The organism is Klebsiella sp. CSG-1, assembly GCF_056521145.1.
Genome location: NZ_JBWNLD010000007.1, coordinates 200,678 through 224,675, shown reverse-complemented (window position 1 = coordinate 224,675; position 23,998 = coordinate 200,678). Strand labels below are relative to the sequence as shown.

Sequence of the window (23,998 nt, the reverse complement as noted above, 5' to 3'; positions counted from 1 at the left end):
GCTAAAACTCAAACTGATAGAGCAAATCGAGAGCCTGGTCTACGCCAGACACCGCTTCCATATATAGCTTAGGCATCAGGCGATAGCGTAACGTCAACGTCGCCAGGGAATCAAAGATCCCTACCCCATATTTTACCTGCAGACCTGGCAGTACATAGCCGCTGACCACCACCTGGGAGGAGTCGCCCACTCCCTCGGTATCCAGCGCCAGATTGCTTACGCCAAACGTCTCGCCGATTTTACCCACAACCTGACCACTTTGTGCAACCCCCATACCAATAAGCATTGACGTCATTGCGGCACTATCGCTCTGTCCGCTGCTTAAACCCTGCCCTCGCAGCAGGTAAGAAAGCGCTTCTTGCTGCGACATGACCGGGTCAGAGAAAATCTCCGCTTTCGGCTGATCGGCCGAGCCGGTGACGCGAACGCCAGCGATCACGTCGTCTTCTGTCGCATCCGGGTTGCGAATTGCTTCGATATTCAACAACGGCTGATCCGGCGGACCGGAGAACAGCAGCTCGCCTTTACGTACGATCAGGTCCTGACCGTAGGCATGGAAGCGACCTTCCGGGATATTAATCTGCCCGTTCAGTCCCAGCCCCTGTTTATCCTGAGCCACTTTCAAATCGCCGGTCAGACGCGCTTTCAGGCCGAAGGCGCTCAGACGAACGTTGTTACCAACGTGAATCGTCAGGTTGCTGTTGATGGGAATACCGGCGCTCTGCTGCTTAATCGGCTGCAGATTTTTATCCAGCATCACTTCGTCAGACGAGACCCCAACGGCACTTTCCGGCACATCGTTGACGACGATACGCGCCCACGGAACGTCAACGCTGCCATCAAGGCTAAACAAGCTCGGGGTAGCGGTAAAGACCACATCCGGCGAAACATCCAGCCTTACCATCGGCGGCACGGTAATACGAACCCGGCTGCCTTTGGCCGCCACCTGCGCGCGCCAGTTGTCAATCTGGGTCCAGTCGGCGTTACCGCTCAGACTGATTTGGCCCTGTTTGGTATTCACGGTGCCCTGCAGCGTTGAGCGGGTGCCGTTGAAGTTCATCACCAGCTGGCTCGGCTGCATATCAAACGGCATAAAGTTACCGTCAATATCGATACCGCCCAACTGCATCTGGCCAAACAGCTGCGGGCTTTGCAGATCGCCGCCGAGGCGCAGGTTCGCATTGAGCTTCCCTTCCGCCTTCTCGCCGCGGGCGAAGATCGGGTTAATCATCGCCAGCGAGAAGTTGTTGATATTCACATTACCGCCGAGGTTGCGGCGCCCCTGCGGGTCGGTAATCTGCACCTGCCCGTCCAGCTGACCGTTGTTGGTCAGGCGAATCAGCCAACCGAGCTGCGCACGGTTGTTATGCAGCTCCGCCGTCAGGTTCAACGTATCGAAGGCCACCGGCAGCGGCGCATCGTTGACCATCTGGGTGACTTTGACATTGCGACCGTTCAGCGTCACTTTACCCTGCGGCAGCCCCTCTTTGGTGGTGTCCCAGCTGACATCCGCATTGCCGCTGAATACGCCGCTGGCCTGGGTCGCCTCCGGCATAAACGGCTTCAGCATCGCCAGATCAAAGCGGTTCAGATTCACCACTGCCCGTCCGCTGGCGCCGGCATCGATGGTCTGCGGCACGCACAGCTCGGCGTTCGGGTTAGTCCAGCAGTGTGGCCCGATACTGATTTTTTGTTCGCGATTACGGTAATCCAGCGCAATGTTACGCGTCAGGGAAACCGGCCCTACCGGCGTCTGGAAGCGGGTATTGCTCAGCGTCCCTTTCCAGCGTTCCTCTTTACGATCGAAGCTCCCCGCCAGCGACAGCTGTCCGGAAACCGGATCGCCCTGCACTTTCAGCTGCAGGTCGTGTTGCTTCTCGTTCCCTTTGGCATTCAGCTGCACCAGGCTGATATTGACGCCCGGCTGGCTGATTCGGTCGACGCGCACATCAAGATTGCCGCCGATCTGGTCGCTGGACTTCACGTCACCCTTGACGTTGACCTGAGCGACGGTCAACTCCTGCCAGCGCAGCGCACGCGCGGTGATATCCGCCAGCAGCTGCGGCGCATCAACGGTGCCACGCACCTTCAACAGCCCTTTCGCCGTGCCGCCCAGCCCCGGCAACGCATTGTCCAGATTGGGGGCATCGATGGTGGCGTCCAGGTTCAGGTCTTTAACCCCCAGTTCTCCCTTCACCTCGGCGCTGTTCTTACCCAACGCCAGGTGCAGACCGGGGATTTTCCACTGCATGTAGCTGTTACCCTGCAGTGAGCCGCTGACATCAACCTTGTTCTGCTTAACGTTACCGGTGATTTTCAGCTCCGGTACCGACATCTGCCAGCTCCCGCCGTACAGGCTACCCTGAGTTTTAATCATCCCGTTTAGCTTCGACGGCCAGTCCGGTACCTCTTTGGCGGTGTTGATGCCGTCGAGCGTTAGCTCGCCGCGCCAGCTGATAGCCTGCTGCCAGTCCAGCAGCGCTTTCAGTTCGGTTTTCCCCTCCAGCGCCGCAACGGTCAGCTTATCGAGGTTCACCTGCCGTTCGTTCCCTTTAGCATTGAGGGTGATTTTCGCCGGCGGCAGCGATTGCCCCTTCACCGCGGTACTGAACGCCATGGTGTAGTCGGTCATCTTGCCATTAAATTTCAGCAGTACATCGTCGGCCTGGAACTGTTTTTCGCCGCTGAACGGCCAGTACAGCTGTTTACTCTTCAGTTCCATATTCAGCGGCAGTCCGGCTTCCGCCAACTGGGCATCGGCACGCAGCGTCATCGCCACGGAACCGGCTAAATCCACGCCGATCTGCAGCTTTTTACGCATTTCGCCGCCGACGGTCAGCTTCACCTTTTCGCCTTTCAGCGGATCGATGTTCAGCGTACTGTTGAGGGTGATGTCTACCGGCCAGTTATCCTGCAGTTGCGCGGTGCCTGCGGCATTGATCTTGCCCTGATCGGAATCGATATCCAGCGTATCCAGCTTCATGTGCCCGTCGATGCTGCTGACTTTCAGCAGCATGCTGTAGACGGTCATGTCGGTATCGCCAGTGACGCGCAGCTGCTCGCCGCGGAACGACTGGATATTCAGGTTTAACGGCAGATGAACGTCGGTCATCTCCGGCAGCACCGGCTGGGAGAACAACGCTTTCATCGTCTCGCCGAGCGGTTTTTCTTCCGGCTTCGGATGGTCTATCTTCGGTTCAACCACCTGCTCCTGCGCCACTTTCGCCACTTTCGGCAACGCGATAAGCAGCCCCTGCAGCGAGGTTGGCGTCAGGGTCAGATTCTTCTCCTGCCAGTTCAGGCCGGTGGAGAAGTCCCGCACCGAAACGGCGGTATTATCAATTTTGACATTCACGTTTTGCAGCGCGATGCGGCTCAGCGTAACAGGGTACGGCGTCGAAAGATTCAGCGGCCCCGTGTCCTCTTCTTCTACCGGCGCAGAAGGCGGCATCTTACTGGTGTCGATCGCCACGTAGATATCGCGCAGCGAAATATCGTTCACGCACAGGCTGCTATCCCACAGGCACTGTAGCTTGACCGCCAGATGGAACTGACCGGCCGTAACCGCGACGCCCGGCTGGGCAAAGCGCACGTTTTGCAGCGTCAGGTCACGCCAGCCGCCGGTCACCTTGCCGATTTCCAGACCCGGGACCCAGCGGTCCGCCGCCTTCAGTACCAGATGCAGGCCGCTGGTCGTGCCGACCAGGAACGCGACCGTCCCCAGTAGCAGAGCCAAAAAGATCAGTACCCCGAGGCTTATCTTCTTCCATAAACTCATAATTCAGGCCCCAGACCGATGTAAAACTGTAAACCGTGTTCGTCTTTATCGCCGACCGGCGCGGCAATATCCAGCTTGATCGGGCCAACCGGCGACTGCCAGCGCACGCCGACGCCGGCGCCGGTTTTAAAATCGCTTTTGCGGATGTCGCTCACCGCTTCGCCGCTGTCGACGAAGACTGCGCCCCACCATTTTCCGCTGACGTTGTACTGATACTCCAGCGAACCTGTCGCCAGCTTCGAGGCCCCTATCAGTTTGCCATCGTCATCCTTCGGTGAGATCGATTTGTATTTATAGCCGCGAATACTGCGGTCGCCACCGGCGAAGAAACGCAGATCCGGCGGGACTTTGTTGAAGTCATCGGCTTCAATCCAGCCGAGGTTGCCGCGCACCACAAAGCGATGGCGGTCGTAGAGCGTGCGGATCCATACATCCTGCGCCTGGGCGACGATGAAGTTAATATCCGAGCCCCACATGGTGTTGGAGTAGTCCAGCGAATAGCGCTGGGAGTCGCCCCAGGTCGGCATCAGCCCCCCCCGGGAGCGGGTACGGTTTACCGACACCCCGGGATAGATAAGCATCGTGGTGTTAGTGACGTTGGCCTGGGTAAAGTGGTCAAGGCTCCAGCGCAGATTCAGCGCGCGCTGCCAGCCGCTCGACATTTCCCAAAAACGTGATACCGCAAGGGTCGTTGAGTCGGCTTTCGTATCATTGAGGTCCGTACGCTTAAAACCGCCCTGCATCAGGTAGTATTGCTCCAGCGGGCTTTTTAACAGCGGCACCTTATAGCTGAAATCAAGCTGCTGTTCAGGGGCGGAGAGGCTGAGGCTGGAAGTCAGGCTATGCCCGTAGGAGTTCATCCACGGCTTTTTCCACGTCCCTTTGACGCGCGGCCCGACATCGGTTGAGTAGCCGACCCCGGTTTCCACGGTATTCTCTTTACGCGGGGAGACCACGCCCTGCAAAGGCAGAACTTTGGTCTGGCGGGACTTTTCAAACTGCGGCGCCACTACGACGGAGCTGAACCAGCCGGTTGCCGCCAGGCGGCGGTTAAGTTCGGCGAGATCCTGCGAGGTGTAGTAGTCGCCCTGCTTGAACGGTACCAGGTTTTGCAGATATTCATCGCGAATTTGCGAGCCTTCAAAAGTGACCGGACCAAAGCGGTAGCGCTCGCCGCTGTTGTAGTCGATATCCCAGAAGGCCTGATGACGCTCGAGAGAAACCCCAAGTTGGCTTTTGATGAATTCGCTGTCAAAGTAGCCCTTACGCAGCGCAACGTGGGTGAGCGAGCTCTTGAAGCTGTCATAATCGCCATGATCCAGGACGGTGCCGATAGCCGGGCGCTTTTTTAACAAATCCAGATAGTCACGGTCGGTGCGCGCACCGCCTCGCAGGATGACTTCCGTGCCGCCAATACGTACCGGTTCACCTGGCGTGACTTTGGCAATCAGCACCTGCCGGCCTTTTTTCGGCGGCGGACGGAGGTCGAAAACGATTGTCGGTTCGTAGTATCCCAGGGCCTTCAACCCTTCGCGAATCGCATCATCGACGCGCGCACGAAAGCGGCGATCCGGCGTCACTTCGTCGCTCTGGATCGTAGAAAGTTGAGCTCGGACGTTTTTTTCCAGCTCTCCGGATAACCCCTCAACCTGCAAACGCACGCTCGCGGCGCTAGCGACCCCGCTGACCAGCAAAAGGCTGGTGATACATAACTGGCGGATTTGTAGCACGTTTTCTCCTGAATATCCTTGTTTCCCCCCGAAGGAAACGAAAGCGCCGTTCCACGGCTTAATAAAACCCCAACAACTTAGGGTTGAAAAAGAAACGCTAAACCAAATAATTCTTATGTTTAAATCTAGACGTATCGGGCATGTTTATTGTGTAAAAAGACACGCTTCGTTACAACCTTAACCACGACTTATGTTTTGAGAGGCCAACCGTGAGTCTATTTGATAAAACGCATCTTGTCGCCCAGGCGGATGCGCTGCCAGGACGCAACACCCCTATGCCAGTGGCAACACTCCACGCTGTCAATGGCCACTCCATGACCAATGTCCCGGACGGGATGGAAGTTGCCCTGTTCGCGATGGGCTGTTTCTGGGGCGTTGAGCGTCTGTTCTGGCAGTTGCCTGGCGTCTACAGCACCGCGGCGGGCTATACCGGCGGCTATACGCCGAACCCGACCTACCGTGAAGTCTGTACCGGTGACACCGGCCATGCCGAAGCCGTACGCATTGTGTACGATCCGCAGGTCATCAGCTACGCGCAGCTGCTGCAGGTTTTCTGGGAGAACCACGATCCGGCCCAGGGTATGCAGCAGGGCAATGACCATGGCACCCAGTATCGCTCCGCCATCTATCCGCTGACTCCAGAGCAGGATGAGGCGGCGAAGGCCAGTCTGGCACGTTTCCAGGCCGCAATGCGCGACGCCAACGACACCCGCGCAATTACCACGGAAATTGCTCCGGCGAAGCCGTTTTACTACGCCGAGGACGATCATCAGCAGTACCTGCACAAAAATCCGTACGGCTACTGCGGTATCGGAGGCATTGGCGTCTGTCTGCCCCCACAGGCATAATAGCGTTTATCACTGAGGTGAATAATTAACGCTCTGGCGGCTTTACAGTCGCTTACGCTATACTACCCTGTGTTATAGCCGGTCCAGAGCCTTCGGACCGGTTTTTTATGTATTCCACTATAGAGTTATCAACTTCCCTTCCGAGGATCTGGCCTCAACGGCTGGATAAACTATGTTAAATAGTATTTTAGTTATTCTTTGTCTGATCGCTGTCAGTGCGTTTTTTTCGATATCGGAGATCTCGCTGGCAGCTTCACGTAAGATCAAACTCAAACTGCTGGCCGATGACGGCAACGTGAACGCTCAACGCGTTCTCAAAATGCAGGAAAACCCGGGCACATTCTTTACCGTCGTACAGATCGGCCTCAACGCCGTCGCCATTCTTGGTGGTATCGTCGGTGATGCGGCATTCTCGCCGGCGTTTCACAGCCTGCTGAGCCAGTACATGTCAGCTGAGCTTTCAGAGCAATTGAGCTTTATCATCTCCTTTACCCTGGTCACCAGCCTGTTCATTCTGTTCGCTGACCTGACCCCGAAACGCATCGGTATGATTGCGCCAGAAGCCGTTGCTTTGCGTATCATCAACCCGATGCGCTTCTGCCTGCTGGTCTTCCGCCCGCTGGTGTGGCTGTTCAACGGCATGGCTAACAACATCTTCCGCCTGTTCAAAATACCGATGGTGCGTAAAGACGACATTACTTCCGACGACATTTACGCCGTGGTAGAAGCCGGCGCGCTGGCCGGGGTGCTGCGTAAGCAGGAACATGAGCTGATTGAGAACGTTTTCGAGCTGGAGTCGCGTACCGTTCCGTCGTCTATGACCTCGCGTGAAAATATCATCTGGTTCGATCTGCACGAAGACGAGCAGAGCCTGAAGAACAAGGTGGCGGAACACCCGCACTCCAAATTCCTGGTCTGTAACGAAGATATCGACCACATCATCGGCTACGTGGACTCTAAAGATCTGCTTAATCGCGTGCTGGCGAACCAAAGCCTGGTGCTGACCGGCGGCGTACAGATTCGCAATACGTTGATTGTTCCGGATACGCTGACGCTCTCTGAAGCGCTGGAAAGCTTTAAAACCGCCGGGGAAGACTTCGCGGTGATCATGAACGAATATGCGCTGGTGGTGGGGATTATCACCCTCAACGACGTCATGACTACTCTGATGGGCGATCTGGTCGGTCAGGGACTGGAGGAGCAAATTGTCGCTCGCGATGAGAACTCATGGCTGATTGATGGCGGTACGCCGATTGACGACGTCATGCGCGTGCTGGATATCGACGAATTCCCGCAGTCCGGCAACTACGAGACCATCGGCGGCTTTATGATGTTTATGCTGCGTAAGATCCCGAAACGCACCGATGCGGTGAAATTCTCCGGCTATAAATTCGAGGTGGTGGATATCGACAACTACCGGATTGACCAGCTGCTGGTAACCCGCATCGACAACAAACCGACCGTGCTGGTACCGAAACAGCCGGACGCCGTGAATAGCGATAAAGAGCCGGCGTAAAGTATTGGGTTGAACATAAAAGGCGGATGAAAACTCCGCCTTTTTTATTGTCCGAATGTGAGGCGGCTCACGCCCCTCAGGCGATAGCAGATTTTTACTGTTCCATAGCGAAACTTTCATGACTCCCCTCCGCGCAAAAAGGTAACTTTGCTCGCGTCTACACGATCATATTCCTGTTCAACGGGAGCGAGGATTACCATGATTGAATCAAATAAGAATTACTATATAAGCTGTCTGTTCTTCCTGTTCTTCTTTATTGGCTGGGGATGCTGCTATCCTTATTTATCACTGTGGTTAACGGAAACCATCGGCATTAATTACACTGATGTCGGCCTGGTTTATTCCTTTACTGCGATTATTGCCGTTTGCGTTCAGCCATTATTCGGTTTCATCTCCGACAAACTGGTCTATCGTAAAAACCTCATGTGGCTGCTGGCAATTATTATCACTTTATTTGCCCCCTACTGGATTTACGTCTTTGCGCCATTATTAAAAATTAACGTTTTTCTCGGGGCGCTGGCCGGCGGCATCTATATTGGTATGGCCTATGGCGCTGGTTGCGGTATTTGCGAAGCCTATATTGATAAAGTCAGCCGCGCTTCCGGGTTTGAGTTTGGTCGCGCCAGAATGTTTGGCGGTATTGGCGCGGCTATCGGTACCTTTGCGGCAGGTAAGCTCTACGGGATCGATCAGAATATGATTTTCTGGTTGGCCAGCTGCGCGGGAGCTTGCCTGCTGGTGATTGTCTGGAAAATGCAGATTAGCGCGGATAAACAGGGCGCGATGCCGGGCGGGAAAGCTTCGCCGGTCACCTTAAGCGACGCCACATCGCTGCTGAAAATGAAGAAATTCTGGTTCTTCGCCATCTATATGATTGGCGTCGGCGCGGTATATGAAACCTACGACCAGCAGTTCGCTATCTATTACAGCCACTTCTTTGAGAGCAAAGCGCGCGGCGCGGAGGTCTTCGGCTATTTAACCACTGGTCAGATTTTCCTTGATGCGGTCGTGATGTTTTTTGCCCCATGGTTCGTGAATAAAATCGGCCCGAAAAATGCTCTGCTGTACTGCGGGATGATTATGAGCCTGCGCATTATCGGTTCTGCCTGGGCAGTGGGGCCGGTATCCATTAGCCTGATTAAACTACTGCACGGTTTTGAAAGCTCGGTGCTGCTGGTTGCAGCATTAAAATATATCTTCGCCAATTTCAACCCGATGCTTTCCGCCACCGTTTACTTAATTGGCTTCCAGTTCTCTAAAAGCTTTAGCTCTATTTTTCTTTCTACCGGCATCGGCCATATGTACCAGAGCATGGGCTTTACCAGCAGCTATATCGTTCTCGGCAGTATCGCCCTGTGCTTTACGCTGATTTCATTTATTACGCTGGACAAAGCGCGCACTTTTTCCCCGCAGCCGGCACCCGTGCATTAATTCAAGGAGGTAACCTGTATGTCTGATTTATTTTATGGCGTGGCGTATTACGATGAATATATGCCGGAAGACCGGTTAGCGAAAGATATCGCCTTAATGCGCGAAACGGGCATTAACGTGGTGCGGATTGCCGAATCGACCTGGAGTACGCTGGAGCCTCAGGAAGGCGAGTATAACTTCTACCATATCGACCGGGTGCTGGACGCTATGCATGAAGCGGGGATCGCGGTGATTATCGGCACGCCGACTTACGCCGTCCCGGCCTGGCTGGCGGCTAAACATCCGGACATTCTGGTCACCACCGTCGACGGACAGCAAAAATATGGTCCGCGGCAAATCATGGATATCGTCAACCCGACCTTTCGCCGCTACGCCGAAAAGATTATCCGCACTCTGATGGCGCACGTGCAGCACCATCCGGCGATTATTGGCTGGCAGCTGGATAACGAAACCAAGCATTACGATAATATCGGCCGCTATATGCAGGAAGGTTTTGTGCGCAGCCTGCGGGAACAATATCCCGATCTCGCCCGGTTGAATAAAGATTTTGGTCTGGACTACTGGAGCAACCGCATCGATAGCTGGCAGGATTTTCCGCCGGTCGAAAATACCATTAACGCCAGCCTCGCCTGCGCGTTCTCCCGCTACCAGCGCCAGCAGGTGACCGAGTACCTCGCCTGGCAGGCGGACATCGTGCGTGAATATGCCCAGCCGCATCAGTTCGTCACCCACAACTTCGATTTTGAATGGCGCGGCTACTCCTATGGCGTGCAGCCGCGAGTCGACCATTTTGCGGCGGCGCAGGCGCTGGATATTGCCGGTGTCGATATCTATCACCCGAGTCAGAAGCACCTGACCGGGCGGGAAATCGCCTTTGGCGGCGCCATTACCCGTTCGCTCAGGCAGGGTAAGAACTACTTCGTACTGGAAACCCAGGCGCAGGGCTTCGCCCAGTGGACGCCTTTCCCGGGACAGCTGCGTCTGCAGGCCTTTAGCCACGTGGCCTCAGGTGCGGCGATGGTCTCCTACTGGCACTGGCATTCGATTCATAACTCGTTCGAGACCTACTGGAAGGGGCTGTTAAGCCACGACTTCTCGCGCAATGCGACCTGGCAGGAGGCGACCACTATCGGGGCTGACTTCGCCCGCCTGTCGCCGCAGCTGGCGGAGCTGAAAGCAGAAAACGACGTCGCGCTGCTGGTGAGCAATGAAGCAATGGACGCCCTCAATCAGTTCCGCCCCGGCGATACGCAGGGCAATATTTATAACGATATTTTTCGCCGCTTCCACGATGCGCTGTACGACCACAATATCAGTGTCGATATTATCCATGATGTTAATGAGGAAACCTCGCGCTACCGCGCGCTGATCGTGCCCGGACTTTACGCCGCTGATGATGGCCTGCTTACGCGCATCAATCGCTATATTGAACAAGGCGGCAGAGCGCTGATCGGCTTTAAATCGGGCTTTAGCGATGAAAACGTCAAGGTGCGAACCGGCGCCCAGCCGGGGATTTTGCGCGAGAGCTGCGGCGTGAGCTACAGCCAGTTCACCCTGCCGGAGGAGACCACGGTAAGTTCATGCCGCGCAGACATTGATTGCAGTAAAGACAATCAGGCCGAACTGTGGATGGAGCTGCTGACGCCGGACTCCACTACCCGCACGCTGCTGCGCTATCAGCATCCGGCATGGAGCGAATATGCCGCCGCTACCGACGCAGATTACGGCCAGGGGCGGGCGATTTACGTAGGCTTCCTGCCGCAGAAAACGCTGGTTAGTCAGCTATTTGACGTCCTCACCTCTGGCCTGGATCTGCGCTCGCGCACGTCGGCGTACCGCTATCCGCTGGTGGTTAAACAGATGCGCAACCGTGACGGCAACCGCATCCACTTCCTGTTCAACTACTCCGGCGAACCGCTGGAGTTCATCAGCGAGACATCAGGCAACGCGCTGTTGAGCGGGGATAAGGTAAGCTGCGGCCAGCCGTTGCGTCTCAAGGCATGGGAATTTAGTATCATCGAAAGTTAACCGGACAGCGGCGTTCAGGCGGGAGAAACGATGGAACTGGATATCAATGAGCTACTGAACTTCTCGCCATTGATGAAGACCTTTACCTTCAACGCCTGGGTCGTCGCCGGCTTTACCCCCATCACCCGCGGGTCAAAGCTGGACTACTACATTAACCGCCCGCAGGGGATGAAAGGTTACATCATCAATCTGACTCTGCGCGGCCAGGCGCGCGCGAAAGCGGGCGATGGCTCCCTTCTGTTTCGTGCAAACGATCTGCTGCTCTTCCCGCCCGGCGTTCCCCATCATTACGGGCGGGATGAACACAGCGAGCACTGGGATCATTTATGGATCTACTTTATCCCCCGCCCCTACTGGATAGACTGGCTGAAATGGGATCAAACGAGCCACGGCATTGGCAAAACAACGGTCAACGATCCTGAACAGTTGCAAAATCTGCGCGATCTTTTCTATGAAGTCATCCGCCATCATTCCGCTTCCGCCCCGCTTTCTGAAGCGCTGGCGATGAATGCGCTGGAGCGCCTGATCCTGAGCTGCTTTCAGCGACAGCCGATCAGCAATCGCCACGCTCACGATCCGCGGATTAACGCCATATGTGACTATCTTAACGAGCATATTGCTCAGGAGATTAAAATTGAAAACCTGGCAGCGATGGTTTTTATCTCGCCTTCACGGCTGGCGCATCTGTTCAAAAATGAGCTGGGGCAAACGGTATACGCCTGGCGCGAGGCGCAACGCATTAACCGCGCGCGATGGCTGATCCAGAGTACTTCCCTGCCGCTTAACAAAATCGCCCTGTCGGTCGGTTACGCAGACCCGGTCTATTTCACGCGTATTTTCCGCAAACACAACGGCATTCCGCCGGGCGAGTACCGTAAACGCTATGCGGAAATGAAGGGATAGGCCAGAAACATCAACGGCTCCATCAGGAGCCGTTTTTTTACCGCATAGCTATATCGTTATTCAGGTTAAGCCATCTCTGTTTGCAGACGCAGAACCTGACGATTGACTTCAGACATCACAGACAAATGCTGCTTGTCTTTAACCTTCGGGATAAGGATTTTGCCCTTATCAAACTCAAAAGCGCCAACATCCTTGATGTATAACCGTCCACGGAACAGGATCTTCACGTACTTCGCCACTTGTAGCGGATTGTAGCGTTGGAAAATTTTCATTGTTGTCTCCTGCCAGGGTTACGCTCTTGTGGTGCCACACTTGGCCCACGATTCGGGAGCGCAAATTTTAATGCCCTGAAACTATAGTCCAGAACTTCTGTAATACCCAGCATGCATAAGTTTATTTACCTTTTGATGACAATAATTAAGAACTTTCTTTTCAAACATACGTAGAAGTTAGTATAAGTCGCCGATTTCCTTCGAATATGTGCGTTAACACGCAAACTGGCACCCTGATTGCGTGTAATGCCGGGGAATCGCACTTATGCTTAAACGAGACCAAGTGGTCGGATCACCTGCATAAAAATAAGGACTCATCATGACCCTAAGTAAGCTACTGGCGGTTTCCTGCCTCCTGTTCCCGCTGATGGCCTCAGCGCATAATTTTGTCGATGGCCAGCGCGTCGCGCCGGTTGGCATTGCCGACCGGGGAGAATTAATTCTGGATAATGATAAGTTTAGCTATAAAAACTGGAATAGCTCGCAGCTGGCAGGAAAAGTTCGCGTGGTGCAGCACATCGCCGGACGCACGTCGGCAAAAGAGAAAAATGCCACTCTGATAGAGGCAATTAAGGCCGCTAAATTCCCGCACGACCGTTACCAGACCACCACCATCGTGAATACCGATGACGCCATTCCGGGTTCCGGCATGTTCGTACGTAGCAGCATTGAGAGCAACAAACAGCTCTACCCCTGGTCGCAGTTTATTGTCGACAGCAACGGCCTGGCCCGTAAAGCCTGGCAGCTGCAGGAGGAGAGTTCAGCGATTGTGGTGCTGGATAAAGACGGTCGCGTTCAGTGGGCCAAAGATGGCGCGCTCACGCAGGATGAAGTGCAGCAGGTGGTCGCCCTGCTGCACAAACTGCTTAGTAAATAGAGACCCGGAAGCCGGGGTTCAGGAAAGATTCACGCGGGGTATAGTCCAGAGTACGCCCCTGCCAGTCGTGAACGTGCGCCCCGGCAGCTACCGCAACGGCATGGCCAGCGGCGGTATCCCAGGTGCTGGTCGGCCCAAAGCGCGGATAAAGCTGGGCCTGACCTTCCGCCACCAGGCAGAATTTCAGCGACGAACCGATCGAGGTGGTCTGATGCTCGCCAATATGTTCCAGGTACTCCTGCAGTTCCGGATCGTTGCCGTGGGAGCGACTGATAACCACCAGCGGCGGTCGGGCATCCCGCACCTGAATCTGCTTGCGCATGCCGCATTCCTCTTTCCACGCCTTTCCGCCTTCTGCGCTATACAGCACCTTTAAGACCGGCGCGTAAACCACGCCAAGGACCGGTTTTCCTTTTTCAATCAAGGCAATATTGACGGTAAATTCACCGTTACGTTTAATAAATTCTTTGGTGCCGTCCAGCGGATCCACCAGCCAGTAGCGTTGCCAGTGCTGCCGCACCTCCCATCCGGGGGGATCTTCTTCAGAGAGCACCGGGATATCGGGCGTCAGCGCCAGCAGGCCGTGCATAATCACCTTGTGCGCGGCGAGGTCTGCCGCGGTGACCGGAGAATCATCCTTCTTGCTGGCAACGTCCATCGGCTGCTTTCCATCATAGACTTCCATGATGGCATCACCTGCAATCCGTGCAAGTTGACATACTTGTTCTAACATTCTCCACCTCATCTGGTTACAGTGGCGTTAACTCGTTGTTTTAGTTATATCGCATCGCTGCGAGTTCCGCTATCTGTGATAACGATGGCGGTTTCATGAGCCAGTTTTCGGCATGATTCACATTTCTGTAAGCAACAGGATGTACATACATTTTCTTCTGTGTCATTGCTCATAAAAAGGACGCCTCTGATGATTAAGTTTAGCGCAACGTTACTGGCCACGCTGATTGCCGCCAGCGTGAACGCCGCGACGGTCGATTTGCGAATTATGGAAACCACCGATTTGCACAGCAATATGATGGATTTCGACTACTACAAAGACGCCGCAACGGAAAAATTTGGCCTCGTGCGCACCGCTACGCTGATTGAAAAAGCTCGCCAGGAAGTCAAAAACAGCGTGCTGGTCGATAACGGCGATGTCATTCAGGGAAGTCCGCTGGGTGACTATATGGCTGCCAAAGGGCTCAACAGCGGTGATGTCCACCCGGTGTATAAGGCGATGAATACGCTGGATTACGCGGTAGGTAACCTCGGCAATCACGAGTTCAACTACGGCCTTGAGTTCCTGCACAAGGCGCTCGCCGGGGCGAAATTTCCCTACGTAAACGCCAATATTATCGACACCAAAACCGGTAAACCGATGTTTACGCCGTATCTGATTAAAGAGACGACGGTGCAGGATCGCGACGGCAAAACGCAGACGCTGCGTATCGGCTATATCGGTTTTGTGCCGCCGCAAATCATGACCTGGGATAAAGCCAATCTCAGCGGCAAAGTGACCGTCAACGATATCACTGAAACCGCGCGTCAGTATGTGCCGGAAATGCGTGAAAAAGGCGCAGATGTGGTGGTGGTGGTCGCACATTCGGGACTATCTGCCGATCCTTACCACGCGATGGCGGAAAATTCGGTGTACTACCTCAGCCAGGTACCCGGCGTGGATGCCATTATGTTCGGCCACGCCCATGCGGTGTTCCCGGGGAAAGATTTTGCCGGCATTCAGGGTGCGGATATCGACAAAGGCACCCTGAACGGCATCCCGGCCGTGATGCCCGGTATGTGGGGTGACCACCTTGGCGTTGTCGATCTGGTGCTGAATAACGATGCCGGTCAATGGCGGGTCGCTCAGGCCAAAGCCGAGGCGCGCCCTGTCTATGACGCCGTGGCGAAAAAATCCCTGGCGGCGGAAGATACGCGGATGGTGCAGGTACTGAAGGCCGATCATGACGCCACCCGCGAGTTCGTCAGCCAGCCCATCGGCCAGTCTTCAGACAACATGTACAGCTACCTGGCGCTAGTCCAGGACGACCCCACCGTGCAGGTCGTGAACATGGCGCAGAAGGCCTATGTTGAACACTTTATCCAGGGCGACCCGGATCTGGCGAAGCTGCCGGTGCTTTCCGCCGCCGCGCCGTTTAAAGTCGGCGGCCGTAAAAACGACCCTGCCAGCTTCGTTGAGGTGGAAAAAGGCCAGCTCACCTTCCGCAATGCCGCCGACCTGTATCTCTATCCCAATACCCTGGTGGTGATGAAGGTGAGCGGTAAAGAGGTGAAAGAGTGGCTGGAGTGCTCCGCCGGGCAGTTTAATCAGATTGACCCCAGCAGCAGCAAACCGCAGTCGTTAATCAACTGGGACGGTTTCCGTACCTACAACTTTGATGTGATTGACGGCGTAAACTACCAGATTGACATCACCCAGCCGGCGCGCTACGACGGCGAGTGTCAGATGATTCACCCGCAGGCAGAACGAATTAAGGATCTGACCTTTAACGGTAAACCTGTTGACCCCAAAGCCACCTTCCTCGTCGCCACCAATAACTACCGCGCCTACGGCGGTAAATTTGCCGGAACCGGCGATAGCCACATTGCTTTTGCCTCCCCGGACGAGAACCGTTCGGTACTGGCGGCATGGATCGGCGCAGAGTCGAAAAAAGCGGGCGCTATCCACCCGGCCGCCGACAACAACTGGCGGCTGGCCCCGATTCATAGCCCAGCGCCGCTGGATATCCGCTTTGAAACCTCTCCGGGTGCAAAAGCCGCGGCATTTATTAAAGAGAAAGCGCAGTACCCGATGCATCAGGTCGCTACCGACGATATCGGTTTTGCGATTTACCAGCTGGATTTGAGTCAATAACGAATTGCACTTCCCGCTCGCGCTGCGCTTAGCGGGGCGACAAAGCAGGAATACAACGCGCGGCGACAGGCCGGATCAGCGACTGCCGCCGCGATCCGGGCTTCTCCGGTCAGGCAACGTCCTGCTCGTGGTTTGCCAGAATCACGGGCAGATTCAGCTCAATCCAGTCGGCCAGCGCCACCACTTTCTCACTGACCTGCTCACCGAGCGGGGTCAGACTATACTCTACGTGCGGCGGTACCACCGGATACGAAACCCGGTTGATAAAGCCATCCTGCTCCAGCGCCTGCAGCGACTGTGCCAGCATCTTTTCACTGACGCCGCCCATCTTGCGGCGTAAATCGCTGAAGCGATGGGTTCCCGTACGCAGCGCGATCAGGATTAACACTCCCCAGCGGCTGGTCACATGTTTCAGCACGTCACGTGACGGGCACTCTTCCACAAACAGATTACCGTCGCGCATCTGTTCGCTTAGCGTCGGATTCGCCATTTTCATACTTACCTTTTTGTACGTACTTACTAAAAGTAAGTTAAGGTGTTAGCTTATCACAACTGTCACGCAACACGAAGGAGAATACTGATGATCGCGATTACCGGCGCCACCGGCCAGCTTGGCCACCTCGTCCTACAAAATCTGTTAAAAACCACGGCCGCCAGCCAGATTGTGGCCATTGTGCGTAACCCGGCAAAAGCCGAAGCGCTGAGCCAGCAGGGTATTGTGGTTCGCCAGGCCGATTATACCGACGAAGCGGCATTGACCGCCGCGCTGCAGGGCGTGGATAAACTGCTGCTGATCTCCTCCAGCGAAGTCGGTCAGCGTACCCCGCAGCACCGTAACGTCATTCATGCCGCCAAAGCCGCCGGGGTAAAATTTATCGCTTACACCAGCCTGCTGCATGCCGATAAATCCCCGCTTGGCCTGCACGTTGAGCATGTTGAAACCGAGAAAATGCTCGCCGAATCCGGTATCCCTTATGCTCTGCTGCGCAACGGCTGGTACACCGAGAACTATCTCGCCAGCGCGCCGCCGGCTCTTGAGCATGGCGTGTTTATCGGTGCTGCTGGTGACGGCAAAATCGCCTCGGCGACCCGCGCCGATTATGCCGAAGCCGCCGCACGCGTTATCGCGCAAGAGGGACATGCCGGGAAAGTGTACGAGCTGGCCGGCGATGAAGCCTGGACCCTGAGCGAACTGGCTGCCGCACTGAGCAAGCAGAGCGGTAAAAACGTGGTGTATCAGAACCTGAGCGAAGCCGATTTCGCCGCTGCGCTGAAGAGCGTCGGCCTGCCGGCAGGGCTGGCGGATATGCTCGCCGACTCCGATATCGGCGCGTCTAAAGGCGGTCTGTTTGACGACAGCCGTACCCTGAGCGCGTTGATTGGTCGCCCGACGACGCCGCTGGCTGAGAGCATCAAAGGCATTCTGTAACGGTTACAAAAAGGTTAATTTTTGTAGCTTCCCGGCGGGTCATCCCCAATAATAAAAGGATATCCGTCGGGAGAAACGCAATGCAGGGCGTACCGGAACAGTTCAACGATGAGAGAGACAGCGCGCGCTTTCGCCATCCGGCGCAGCTGCCCGGCGTTGAGCTGTACCATGCCCATATCTCCCGCTACGCTTTCGAACCCCATACCCATGAAGCCTTCGGCATCGGTGCGATAGAGCTCGGCGCCGAGCGTTTTCGCTATCGCGGCAGCCAGCATGTCGCTCCGGTTAACTCCATCATTACCATGAACCCTGACGAACTGCACACCGGAGAAGCGGCCACCGCCGACGGCTGGCGCTACCGTATGGTCTATCTGGAGCCGCAGATGCTGGAAGAGGTCACCGGCGTGCGCCACTGGTGGTTCAGTGAGGTGGTTCGTCAGGATCCGCAGCGCTCGCAGCGGCTCTGTCAGCTTATTTATGGCTTATGGCATACCGACGATCCGCTGGCTCAGCAGGGTCTGTTGCTCGACGTGATCGATACCTTCCGCCCGCTGGCCCATCACGCCCCGGTTATCGCGGAAGCCGCCCACCGTTTCGAGCGCGTACGCGATTATCTGCATGACAACTATATGCACGCCGTTTCCCTTGATGAGCTGGCGCAGGTTGCCGCCCTGAGCCCGTACCACTTTCAGCGCCAGTTTAAGGCGCATTTCCACGTCACGCCCCATCAGATGCTGATGGCCATTCGCCTGTGGCGCGCCAAAGCCTTCCTCACCCACGGCATGCCCGCTGCCGAAGTGGCCGCCGCCACCGGTCTGACCGATCAGTCACACCTGACCCGCGCCTTTACCCGCCGCTACGGCATCACCCCGGTGCGCTATCAAAAGCAGGTCGCCCGGCGCTAATGCGCAATCTCATACAATATTCCCGACGCGGCCTCTTCTACACTTTAGCCAACTGAAACCGGTACGGATGGCGTGATGATTAGTGGTGTGTTGTATGCCCTGCTGGCGGGGATGATGTGGGGGTTAATATTCGTCGGCCCGGTGCTGGTACCGGAATACCCGGCGGTGCTGCAATCCATGGGACGCTATCTGGCGCTGGGGCTGATTGCCCTGCCGCTGGCATGGCTCGGTCGCGCGCGACTGCGACAGCTTTCCGGACGAGACTGGTGGACGGCGCTGGGGCTGACCATGATGGGCAATCTGATCTATTACGTTTGTCTCGCCAGCGCCATTCAGCGCACCGGTGCGCCGGTATCGACGATGATTATCGGCACCCTGCCGGTGGTGCTGCCGGTGATGGCTAACCTGCTCTACAGCCAGCGCGACGGTAAGCTACCGTGGCGACGTCTCTTTCCGGCGCTCTCCTGTATCGCTGTCGGCCTGGTGTGCGTCAATATTGCCGAACTGCGCCAGGGACTACCCAATTTCAGTATCTGGCGCTACGGTTCCGGTATTGGTCTGGCGCTGATATCGGTGGCCTGCTGGGCCTGGTACGCGTTGCGCAATGCACGCTGGCTGCGGGAAAACCCGGATAAGCATCCGATGATGTGGGCGACGGCGCAGGCGCTGGTGACGCTACCGGTCTCGCTGGCCGGTTATCTGATTGCCTGCGGATGGCTGCATGCCCAGCAGGTCGACTTCCCGCTGCCCTTTGGCCCACGTCCCCTGATCTTCGTGACGCTGATGCTGGCCATCGCGGTCCTCTGCTCCTGGGTCGGCGCATTGTGCTGGAATATCGCCAGCCAGAAGCTGCCAACGGTCATTCTCGGGCCGCTCATCGTCTTCGAAACGCTGGCGGGCCTGCTGTATACCTTCCTGTTACGACAAAGCATGCCGCCGCTGCTGACGCTCAGCGGCATCCTGCTACTGGTTGTTGGCGTGGTCTACGCGGTCTGTTCGCGACCACAAAAACCAGTGGTTGTGGCACGGGTCTGCGAGAATAAAAAATAGCCTGGTATCCGAAAGGGGTATTTCCTTGCCAATAAGATGCATTTAATATGCATCTTATATTTTTAAAGACGAGGTATTCGCTATGGCTTTTCGTGACCAACCTTTAGGCGAGCTGGCGCTGACGATTCCGCGCGCCTCCGCGCTGTTCCGTAAATACGATATGGACTACTGCTGCGGCGGCAAACAGACGCTGGAACGCGCCGCAGCGCGTAAGGAGCTGGACGTCGCGGCTATCGAAGCCGAGCTGGCCAGACTGGCGGAAGAGCCGGTAGAGAAAGACTGGCGTACCGCACCGTATGCCGAAATCATCGACCATATCATCGCTCGCTACCACGATCGCCATCGCGAACAGCTGCCGGAGCTTATCCTGCAGGCCAGCAAAGTTGAACGGGTGCATGCCGATAAGCCCAACGTGCCGAACGGCTTAGCCAAATACCTGACCATGCTGCACCAGGAGCTCTCCAGCCACATGATGAAAGAGGAGCAGATCCTGTTCCCGATGATCAAACAGGGCATGGGGACTCAGGCCGCGGGTCCCATCAGCGTCATGGAAAGCGAACACGACGAAGCGGGCGAGCTGCTGGAAGTGATTAAGCACGTCACCAACAATGTCACCCCGCCGCCGGAAGCCTGCACCACGTGGAAAGCGATGTACAACGGCATTAACCAACTGATCGACGATCTGATGGAACATATCAGCCTGGAGAACAACGTTCTGTTTCCGCGTGCCCTCGCCGGAAAATAAAAAAGGCGCCCGCAGGCGCCCTCGACATTGTCAGTCTTATTGGCCACCCCGGTGGCCTTTTTTTATGACGGACGTCCTGTCCGTCCCCCTTCGGGCCGTTGCAAGCAACGTTAAAAATCTCTCCCGAAGATTTTTTTATTTCGCCAGACGTTTCTTACCGGCGAAGAACCAACCCGCCGCCAGCAGCACGAACCACAGCGGGGTGACGATCAGCGCTTCACGCGTGTCGGCTTCCAGCGTCAACAGCACCAGCACGAAGACGAAGAACGCCATACAGACCCAGCACATCAGTTTACCCAGCGGCATCTTATATTTGGACTGCTCATGCAGATGCGGACGCTTTTTGCGGTAGACCAGGTATGAGCACAGAATAATGGTCCAGACGAACATAAACAGGATCGCAGATACCGTGGTAATCATGGTGAAGGCGGCAATCACGCTCGGGTTCACCATCAGCATCACCACGCCGCCCAGCAGGCACATGCAGGAGAAGGTCAGCCCTTTCGCCGGTACCGCACGTTTCGACAGCTTGGCGAACATCGACGGCGCCTGACCATCCTGCGCCAGGCCGAACAGCATACGGCTGGTTGAGAACACACCGCTGTTAGCCGAAGAGGCGGCCGAAGTCAGCACCACAAAGTTAATCAGGCTGGCCGCCGCCGGCAGACCCACCAGGACAAACAGTTCGACGAACGGGCTCTTGGTCGGCACCACGGAGCTCCACGGCGTCACCGACATAATCACGATCAGTGCGAAGACGTAGAACATAATAATACGCAGCGGGATGGAGTTAATCGCGCGCGGCAGGGATTTTTCCGGATCTTTGGTTTCTGCCGCAGTAGTCCCTACCAGCTCAATACCGACGAATGCGAAGACCGCGATCTGGAAGCCGGCAAAGAATCCGCTGATCCCTTTCGGGAACCAGCCGCCGTCATTCCACAGATGGGCAAAAGAAGCCTCCACGCCGGTCGGCGATTTGAAATGCATCATCACCATCACCAGGCCGACAACAATCAGCGCCACAATGGCGACGATTTTGATCATCGCGAACCAGAACTCCATCTCACCGAACATTTTCACGGTGGCAAGGTTCAGGCTCAGCAGCAGCAGGATAACCGCCAGCGAGGCGACCCAGTCGGAAAGTCCAGGGAACCAGAACTGGGCGTAGGCGGTAATCGCCACCACGTCGGCCATCCCGGTCACCACCCAGCAGAACCAGTAGGTCCAGCCGGTAAAATAGCCTGCCCACGGCCCCAGAAGGTCGGCGGCAAAATCACTGAACGATTTATATTCCAGATTCGACAGCAGTAATTCGCCCATCGCGCGCATCACGAAAAACAGCATAAACCCGATGATCATATAAACAAAAATAATGGATGGCCCGGCGAGGCTGATGGTTTTGCCGGACCCCATAAACAGCCCCGTCCCGATGGCGCCACCAATAGCAATAAGCTGAATATGTCGATTCGTGAGATTTCGCCGTAGCGATTGTTCAGTCGGAGCCTGCTCTTCGGCAGCGACTTTAACCTGATCTACCATGTGATTTTCTTCCTGTTGTACCTGTCTGTGTTGTTCAGGCTCTGATGGCCCGTCATTTGTCATTACCCTGAAAAAGGGTTTATCGATATTAGGTAAGAATCGGAGGGATGAATACTATGATTTAGATATAATGTTAATTTTATGTTTAAAGTGAGTGTTATATCACTCCTGCAGCGCGAAACAGCTCACAAAAATACACCTAAAAAGGCTGAGCGCAACATAAAATTCCAGCAAACTCCTAACTTAAGTATTTTGCGCTATTTTTAGTCGCTCCCTCCCCCTGAAGGGAGAGGAAGCACCTGCTGATTAGATAATATCCAGCAGTTCAACTTCAAAGATCAGGGTGCTGAACGGAGGAATAGAAGCACCTGCGCCGCGCTCACCATAGGCCAGGTTGTGCGGAATAGTCAGTTCCCATTTGGAACCCACCGGCATCAGGGTCAGCGCTTCAATCCAGCCGCCGATCACGCCGGTCACCGGGAACTCAGCCGGTTCACCGCGAGCCACGGAGCTGTCAAATACGGTACCGTCGATCAGTTTACCGGTGTAATGCACGCGGACGCGGTCGGTACGCGCCGGGATCGCGCCTTCACCCTGGGTCAGAACGCGGAACTGCAGACCGGATTCGGTGCTGTTCACGCCTTCACGCTCGCGGTTTTCATCCAGGTATTTCTGGCCATCGGCCGCCATCTCCTGGAAACGTTCGCGACGTACCGCGTCAGCACGTTCATGGATTTCACGCAGCGCGCGGTGAACGGCTTCCACCGGCACCTGCGGCTGATTGCCTTCCAGCGCATCGGCAATGCCGGCAACCAGTGCTTCAGGCAGCAGCCCCTGCAGGCCGGATTCGCTCAGCTGTTGTCCAACCTGCAAGCCGATACCGTAACTTGCCTGCGCTTCAATAGTGTCAAAAGTCGGGGTTGCCATCTTCTTTCCTTATTTTTCGGGGGGAAAATTTCATACTCGACGGATTCCAGATAGCAAAAAGGCGGCATGCAGATGATTCACCGGCAGGACAGGCCACAGTGTGGCCAGTGCAGGCAGGCGCAGCCAGCGCATCAGCAACTCGAAAGACGACGAGCGTAAAGTGGTGGGCAGCATATCAGCCATCGTCCGATGGGTAAAACTTTGTCGCGGAGATGATGACAAATCTGAGGGAAACAGAAACAATAGGAGATATCAGGTTAACCTCACGAAACATATCTTTGTCTCGGCCATCAGGAAGTTAGCCATCTATACTCTACGGAGAGCAGGATAAAAATATGCGGAGCAGGAGGAAAGCCATGCCCGGGCGCTTTGACATCACACCTACCCTGGCGAAGATCTGGCACGCCCCGGATCATATTCGCATTATGGATCCGCTGCCGCCCATGCACCGCCGAGGCATCATTGCCGGCGCATTGCTGGTGATTATCGGCATACTGCTCCCGTCAGAGGAGAGCAGCAGCCCGGTACAAAGTGGCCGCGAAGCCAATATCGACCTGCAATCGCAGTCCCAGCCGCAATCTTCCCAACAGGCCATGCCGCTGCCGCCGATTACCACCACGCCGACGGTGAATGACGCCGATCAGATGGCGCCGGTGGCGCCGGAGCCGGTTCAGGACGAACCGGTGGATCAGGGACAGAGCCAGGCCTACTCTCAGCCGCAGCAGCAACAGCAACAGCCGCAGTCTGCCCCGGGAATTGAGCAGCAGTGGCGTACCTACCGCATAGAAGCGGGTAAAACCCTGGCCCAGCTGTTCCGCGATCATAATCTGCCGCCAACCGACGTCTATGCGATGGCGCAGGTAGAAGGTCCGGGCAAACCGCTCAGTTCGCTGCAAACCGGGCAGACGGTGCAAATTCGTCAGAATGCGAATGGCGTCGTGACCGGTCTGACAATTGATACCGGCGGCGGACAGCAGGTGCTGTTCACCCGTCAGGCGAACGGCAGTTTTATTCGCGCGCGCTAATCGCCGCCAGGAATCCACTGGTCATGCCGGGTATCATGCCCGGCCTGCGCAAAAGCGCCCTCTCACTCCCGTCTCCTTCTTCCCGCTTTATTTGGTACCGCGTCGCGTCCGCTCATATCAACGCCTCCC

At 55.9% G+C, this 23,998-nt stretch carries 19 protein-coding genes; 12 read left to right on the top strand and 7 right to left on the bottom strand.

The features are described 5' to 3' along the window. Position 1: 1 nt before the first annotated feature. A complete protein-coding gene (gene tamB, locus AC007G_RS18380) occupies positions 2-3,778 on the bottom strand; it encodes an autotransporter assembly complex protein TamB (RefSeq protein ID WP_128319691.1) in 3,777 nt (1,258 codons plus the stop codon). After that, complete coding sequence (gene tamA / locus AC007G_RS18375; RefSeq protein WP_192480297.1) at positions 3,775-5,508, bottom strand: autotransporter assembly complex protein TamA; 1,734 nt, start codon at positions 5,506-5,508, stop codon at positions 3,775-3,777. Before tamA ends, tamB begins: the two co-directional genes overlap by 4 nt. A gap of 209 nt (positions 5,509-5,717) precedes the next feature. Here tamA and msrA point away from each other — a divergent pair, with 209 nt between their 5' ends. The 5 genes from msrA (at position 5,718) to araC (ending at position 12,234) form a co-directional block, all read left to right on the top strand. Next, entirely contained in the window at positions 5,718-6,356 is a 639-nt protein-coding gene (gene msrA, locus AC007G_RS18370) for a peptide-methionine (S)-S-oxide reductase MsrA (RefSeq protein ID WP_032689804.1), read from the top strand. A 172-nt stretch (positions 6,357-6,528) separates the two neighbouring features. Then, positions 6,529-7,872, top strand: a complete 1,344-nt coding sequence (paeA, locus tag AC007G_RS18365) for a polyamine export protein PaeA (protein WP_032689805.1) — start codon at positions 6,529-6,531, stop codon at positions 7,870-7,872. A gap of 198 nt (positions 7,873-8,070) precedes the next feature. Further along, on the top strand, positions 8,071-9,303 hold the full coding sequence (locus tag AC007G_RS18360) for an oligosaccharide MFS transporter (protein ID WP_032689806.1): 1,233 nt from the start codon (positions 8,071-8,073) through the stop codon (positions 9,301-9,303). 18 nt (positions 9,304-9,321) lie between these two features. Beyond that, a complete protein-coding gene (locus AC007G_RS18355) occupies positions 9,322-11,331 on the top strand; it encodes a beta-galactosidase (RefSeq protein ID WP_047663830.1) in 2,010 nt (669 codons plus the stop codon). A gap of 30 nt (positions 11,332-11,361) precedes the next feature. After that, positions 11,362-12,234: an arabinose operon transcriptional regulator AraC gene (araC, locus tag AC007G_RS18350; protein ID WP_032689808.1), complete on the top strand. Its 873-nt coding sequence runs from the start codon at positions 11,362-11,364 to the stop codon at positions 12,232-12,234. Between the two features lie 65 nt (positions 12,235-12,299). Here araC and AC007G_RS18345 read toward each other — a convergent pair whose 3' ends face one another. Then, positions 12,300-12,506, bottom strand: coding sequence for a DUF1107 domain-containing protein (locus AC007G_RS18345; protein ID WP_004857160.1), 207 nt, complete (start codon positions 12,504-12,506; stop codon positions 12,300-12,302). A 319-nt stretch (positions 12,507-12,825) separates the two neighbouring features. Between AC007G_RS18345 and AC007G_RS18340 the strand changes: the two genes are divergently transcribed. Beyond that, positions 12,826-13,383 (top strand): YtfJ family protein, encoded by a 558-nt coding sequence (locus AC007G_RS18340; protein WP_180888765.1) that lies wholly within the window; start codon positions 12,826-12,828, stop codon positions 13,381-13,383. On the opposite strand, the gene cysQ is transcribed toward AC007G_RS18340, so the two are convergent. Next, the gene (gene cysQ / locus AC007G_RS18335; protein ID WP_032689810.1) at positions 13,373-14,116 is read right to left on the bottom strand and encodes a 3'(2'),5'-bisphosphate nucleotidase CysQ; all 744 of its coding nucleotides are present in this window, start codon (positions 14,114-14,116) and stop codon (positions 13,373-13,375) included. The genes AC007G_RS18340 and cysQ overlap by 11 nt on opposite strands. Before the next feature lie 189 nt (positions 14,117-14,305). On the opposite strand from cysQ, the gene AC007G_RS18330 reads away from it, so the two are divergent. After that, positions 14,306-16,249, top strand: coding sequence for a bifunctional 2',3'-cyclic-nucleotide 2'-phosphodiesterase/3'-nucleotidase (locus tag AC007G_RS18330; protein ID WP_064384612.1), 1,944 nt, complete (start codon positions 14,306-14,308; stop codon positions 16,247-16,249). A gap of 109 nt (positions 16,250-16,358) precedes the next feature. Here the strand turns inward: AC007G_RS18330 and AC007G_RS18325 are convergent, their stop codons facing one another. Then, on the bottom strand, positions 16,359-16,739 hold the full coding sequence (locus AC007G_RS18325) for a winged helix-turn-helix transcriptional regulator (RefSeq protein WP_479466645.1): 381 nt from the start codon (positions 16,737-16,739) through the stop codon (positions 16,359-16,361). Between the two features lie 90 nt (positions 16,740-16,829). Between AC007G_RS18325 and AC007G_RS18320 the strand changes: the two genes are divergently transcribed. The 4 genes from AC007G_RS18320 to ytfE all read left to right on the top strand — a co-directional run bounded on the left by AC007G_RS18320 (position 16,830) and on the right by ytfE (position 20,378). Next, positions 16,830-17,678 carry an SDR family oxidoreductase gene (locus AC007G_RS18320; protein ID WP_032698318.1) on the top strand — a complete coding sequence of 283 codons (849 nt, stop codon included), beginning with the start codon at positions 16,830-16,832 and terminating at the stop codon, positions 17,676-17,678. 80 nt (positions 17,679-17,758) lie between these two features. Beyond that, positions 17,759-18,583, top strand: coding sequence for an AraC family transcriptional regulator (locus AC007G_RS18315; protein ID WP_032689813.1), 825 nt, complete (start codon positions 17,759-17,761; stop codon positions 18,581-18,583). Positions 18,584-18,658: 75 nt separating this feature from the next. Further along, positions 18,659-19,633 (top strand): DMT family transporter, encoded by a 975-nt coding sequence (locus AC007G_RS18310; protein WP_032689815.1) that lies wholly within the window; start codon positions 18,659-18,661, stop codon positions 19,631-19,633. 82 nt (positions 19,634-19,715) lie between these two features. After that, a complete protein-coding gene (gene ytfE, locus AC007G_RS18305; protein WP_032689816.1) occupies positions 19,716-20,378 on the top strand; it encodes an iron-sulfur cluster repair protein YtfE in 663 nt (220 codons plus the stop codon). Between the two features lie 135 nt (positions 20,379-20,513). Here the strand turns inward: ytfE and cycA are convergent, their stop codons facing one another. Together cycA and fklB are read right to left on the bottom strand one after the other, a co-directional pair. After that, positions 20,514-21,917, bottom strand: coding sequence for a D-serine/D-alanine/glycine transporter (cycA, locus tag AC007G_RS18300; protein WP_004857136.1), 1,404 nt, complete (start codon positions 21,915-21,917; stop codon positions 20,514-20,516). A gap of 306 nt (positions 21,918-22,223) precedes the next feature. Next, positions 22,224-22,844, bottom strand: a complete 621-nt coding sequence (gene fklB / locus AC007G_RS18295) for a BamJ family beta-barrel-assembly machinery protein (protein WP_015585317.1) — start codon at positions 22,842-22,844, stop codon at positions 22,224-22,226. 356 nt (positions 22,845-23,200) lie between these two features. On the opposite strand from fklB, the gene AC007G_RS18290 reads away from it, so the two are divergent. After that, entirely contained in the window at positions 23,201-23,869 is a 669-nt protein-coding gene (locus AC007G_RS18290) for a LysM-like peptidoglycan-binding domain-containing protein (protein WP_032697163.1), read from the top strand. Positions 23,870-23,998: the final 129 nt, after the last annotated feature.

What these genes read in the sequence shown, in the direction of transcription:
- AC007G_RS18320 (WP_032698318.1), top strand. Translation starts at nt 16,830, where the DNA reads ATGATCGCGATTACCGGCGCCACCGGCCAGCTTGGCCACCTCGTCCTA.
- AC007G_RS18310 (WP_032689815.1), top strand. Translation starts at nt 18,659, where the DNA reads ATGATTAGTGGTGTGTTGTATGCCCTGCTGGCGGGGATGATGTGGGGG.
- AC007G_RS18315 (WP_032689813.1), top strand. Translation starts at nt 17,759, where the DNA reads ATGCAGGGCGTACCGGAACAGTTCAACGATGAGAGAGACAGCGCGCGC.
- AC007G_RS18345 (WP_004857160.1), bottom strand. Translation starts at nt 12,506, where the DNA reads ATGAAAATTTTCCAACGCTACAATCCGCTACAAGTGGCGAAGTACGTG.
- cycA (WP_004857136.1), bottom strand. Translation starts at nt 21,917, where the DNA reads ATGGTAGATCAGGTTAAAGTCGCTGCCGAAGAGCAGGCTCCGACTGAA.
- paeA (WP_032689805.1), top strand. Translation starts at nt 6,529, where the DNA reads ATGTTAAATAGTATTTTAGTTATTCTTTGTCTGATCGCTGTCAGTGCG.
- AC007G_RS18355 (WP_047663830.1), top strand. Translation starts at nt 9,322, where the DNA reads ATGTCTGATTTATTTTATGGCGTGGCGTATTACGATGAATATATGCCG.
- tamB (WP_128319691.1), bottom strand. Translation starts at nt 3,778, where the DNA reads ATGAGTTTATGGAAGAAGATAAGCCTCGGGGTACTGATCTTTTTGGCT.
- AC007G_RS18360 (WP_032689806.1), top strand. Translation starts at nt 8,071, where the DNA reads ATGATTGAATCAAATAAGAATTACTATATAAGCTGTCTGTTCTTCCTG.
- AC007G_RS18325 (WP_479466645.1), bottom strand. Translation starts at nt 16,739, where the DNA reads ATGGCGAATCCGACGCTAAGCGAACAGATGCGCGACGGTAATCTGTTT.
- cysQ (WP_032689810.1), bottom strand. Translation starts at nt 14,116, where the DNA reads ATGTTAGAACAAGTATGTCAACTTGCACGGATTGCAGGTGATGCCATC.
- AC007G_RS18330 (WP_064384612.1), top strand. Translation starts at nt 14,306, where the DNA reads ATGATTAAGTTTAGCGCAACGTTACTGGCCACGCTGATTGCCGCCAGC.
- araC (WP_032689808.1), top strand. Translation starts at nt 11,362, where the DNA reads ATGGAACTGGATATCAATGAGCTACTGAACTTCTCGCCATTGATGAAG.
- fklB (WP_015585317.1), bottom strand. Translation starts at nt 22,844, where the DNA reads ATGGCAACCCCGACTTTTGACACTATTGAAGCGCAGGCAAGTTACGGT.
- AC007G_RS18290 (WP_032697163.1), top strand. Translation starts at nt 23,201, where the DNA reads ATGCCCGGGCGCTTTGACATCACACCTACCCTGGCGAAGATCTGGCAC.
- AC007G_RS18340 (WP_180888765.1), top strand. Translation starts at nt 12,826, where the DNA reads ATGACCCTAAGTAAGCTACTGGCGGTTTCCTGCCTCCTGTTCCCGCTG.
- ytfE (WP_032689816.1), top strand. Translation starts at nt 19,716, where the DNA reads ATGGCTTTTCGTGACCAACCTTTAGGCGAGCTGGCGCTGACGATTCCG.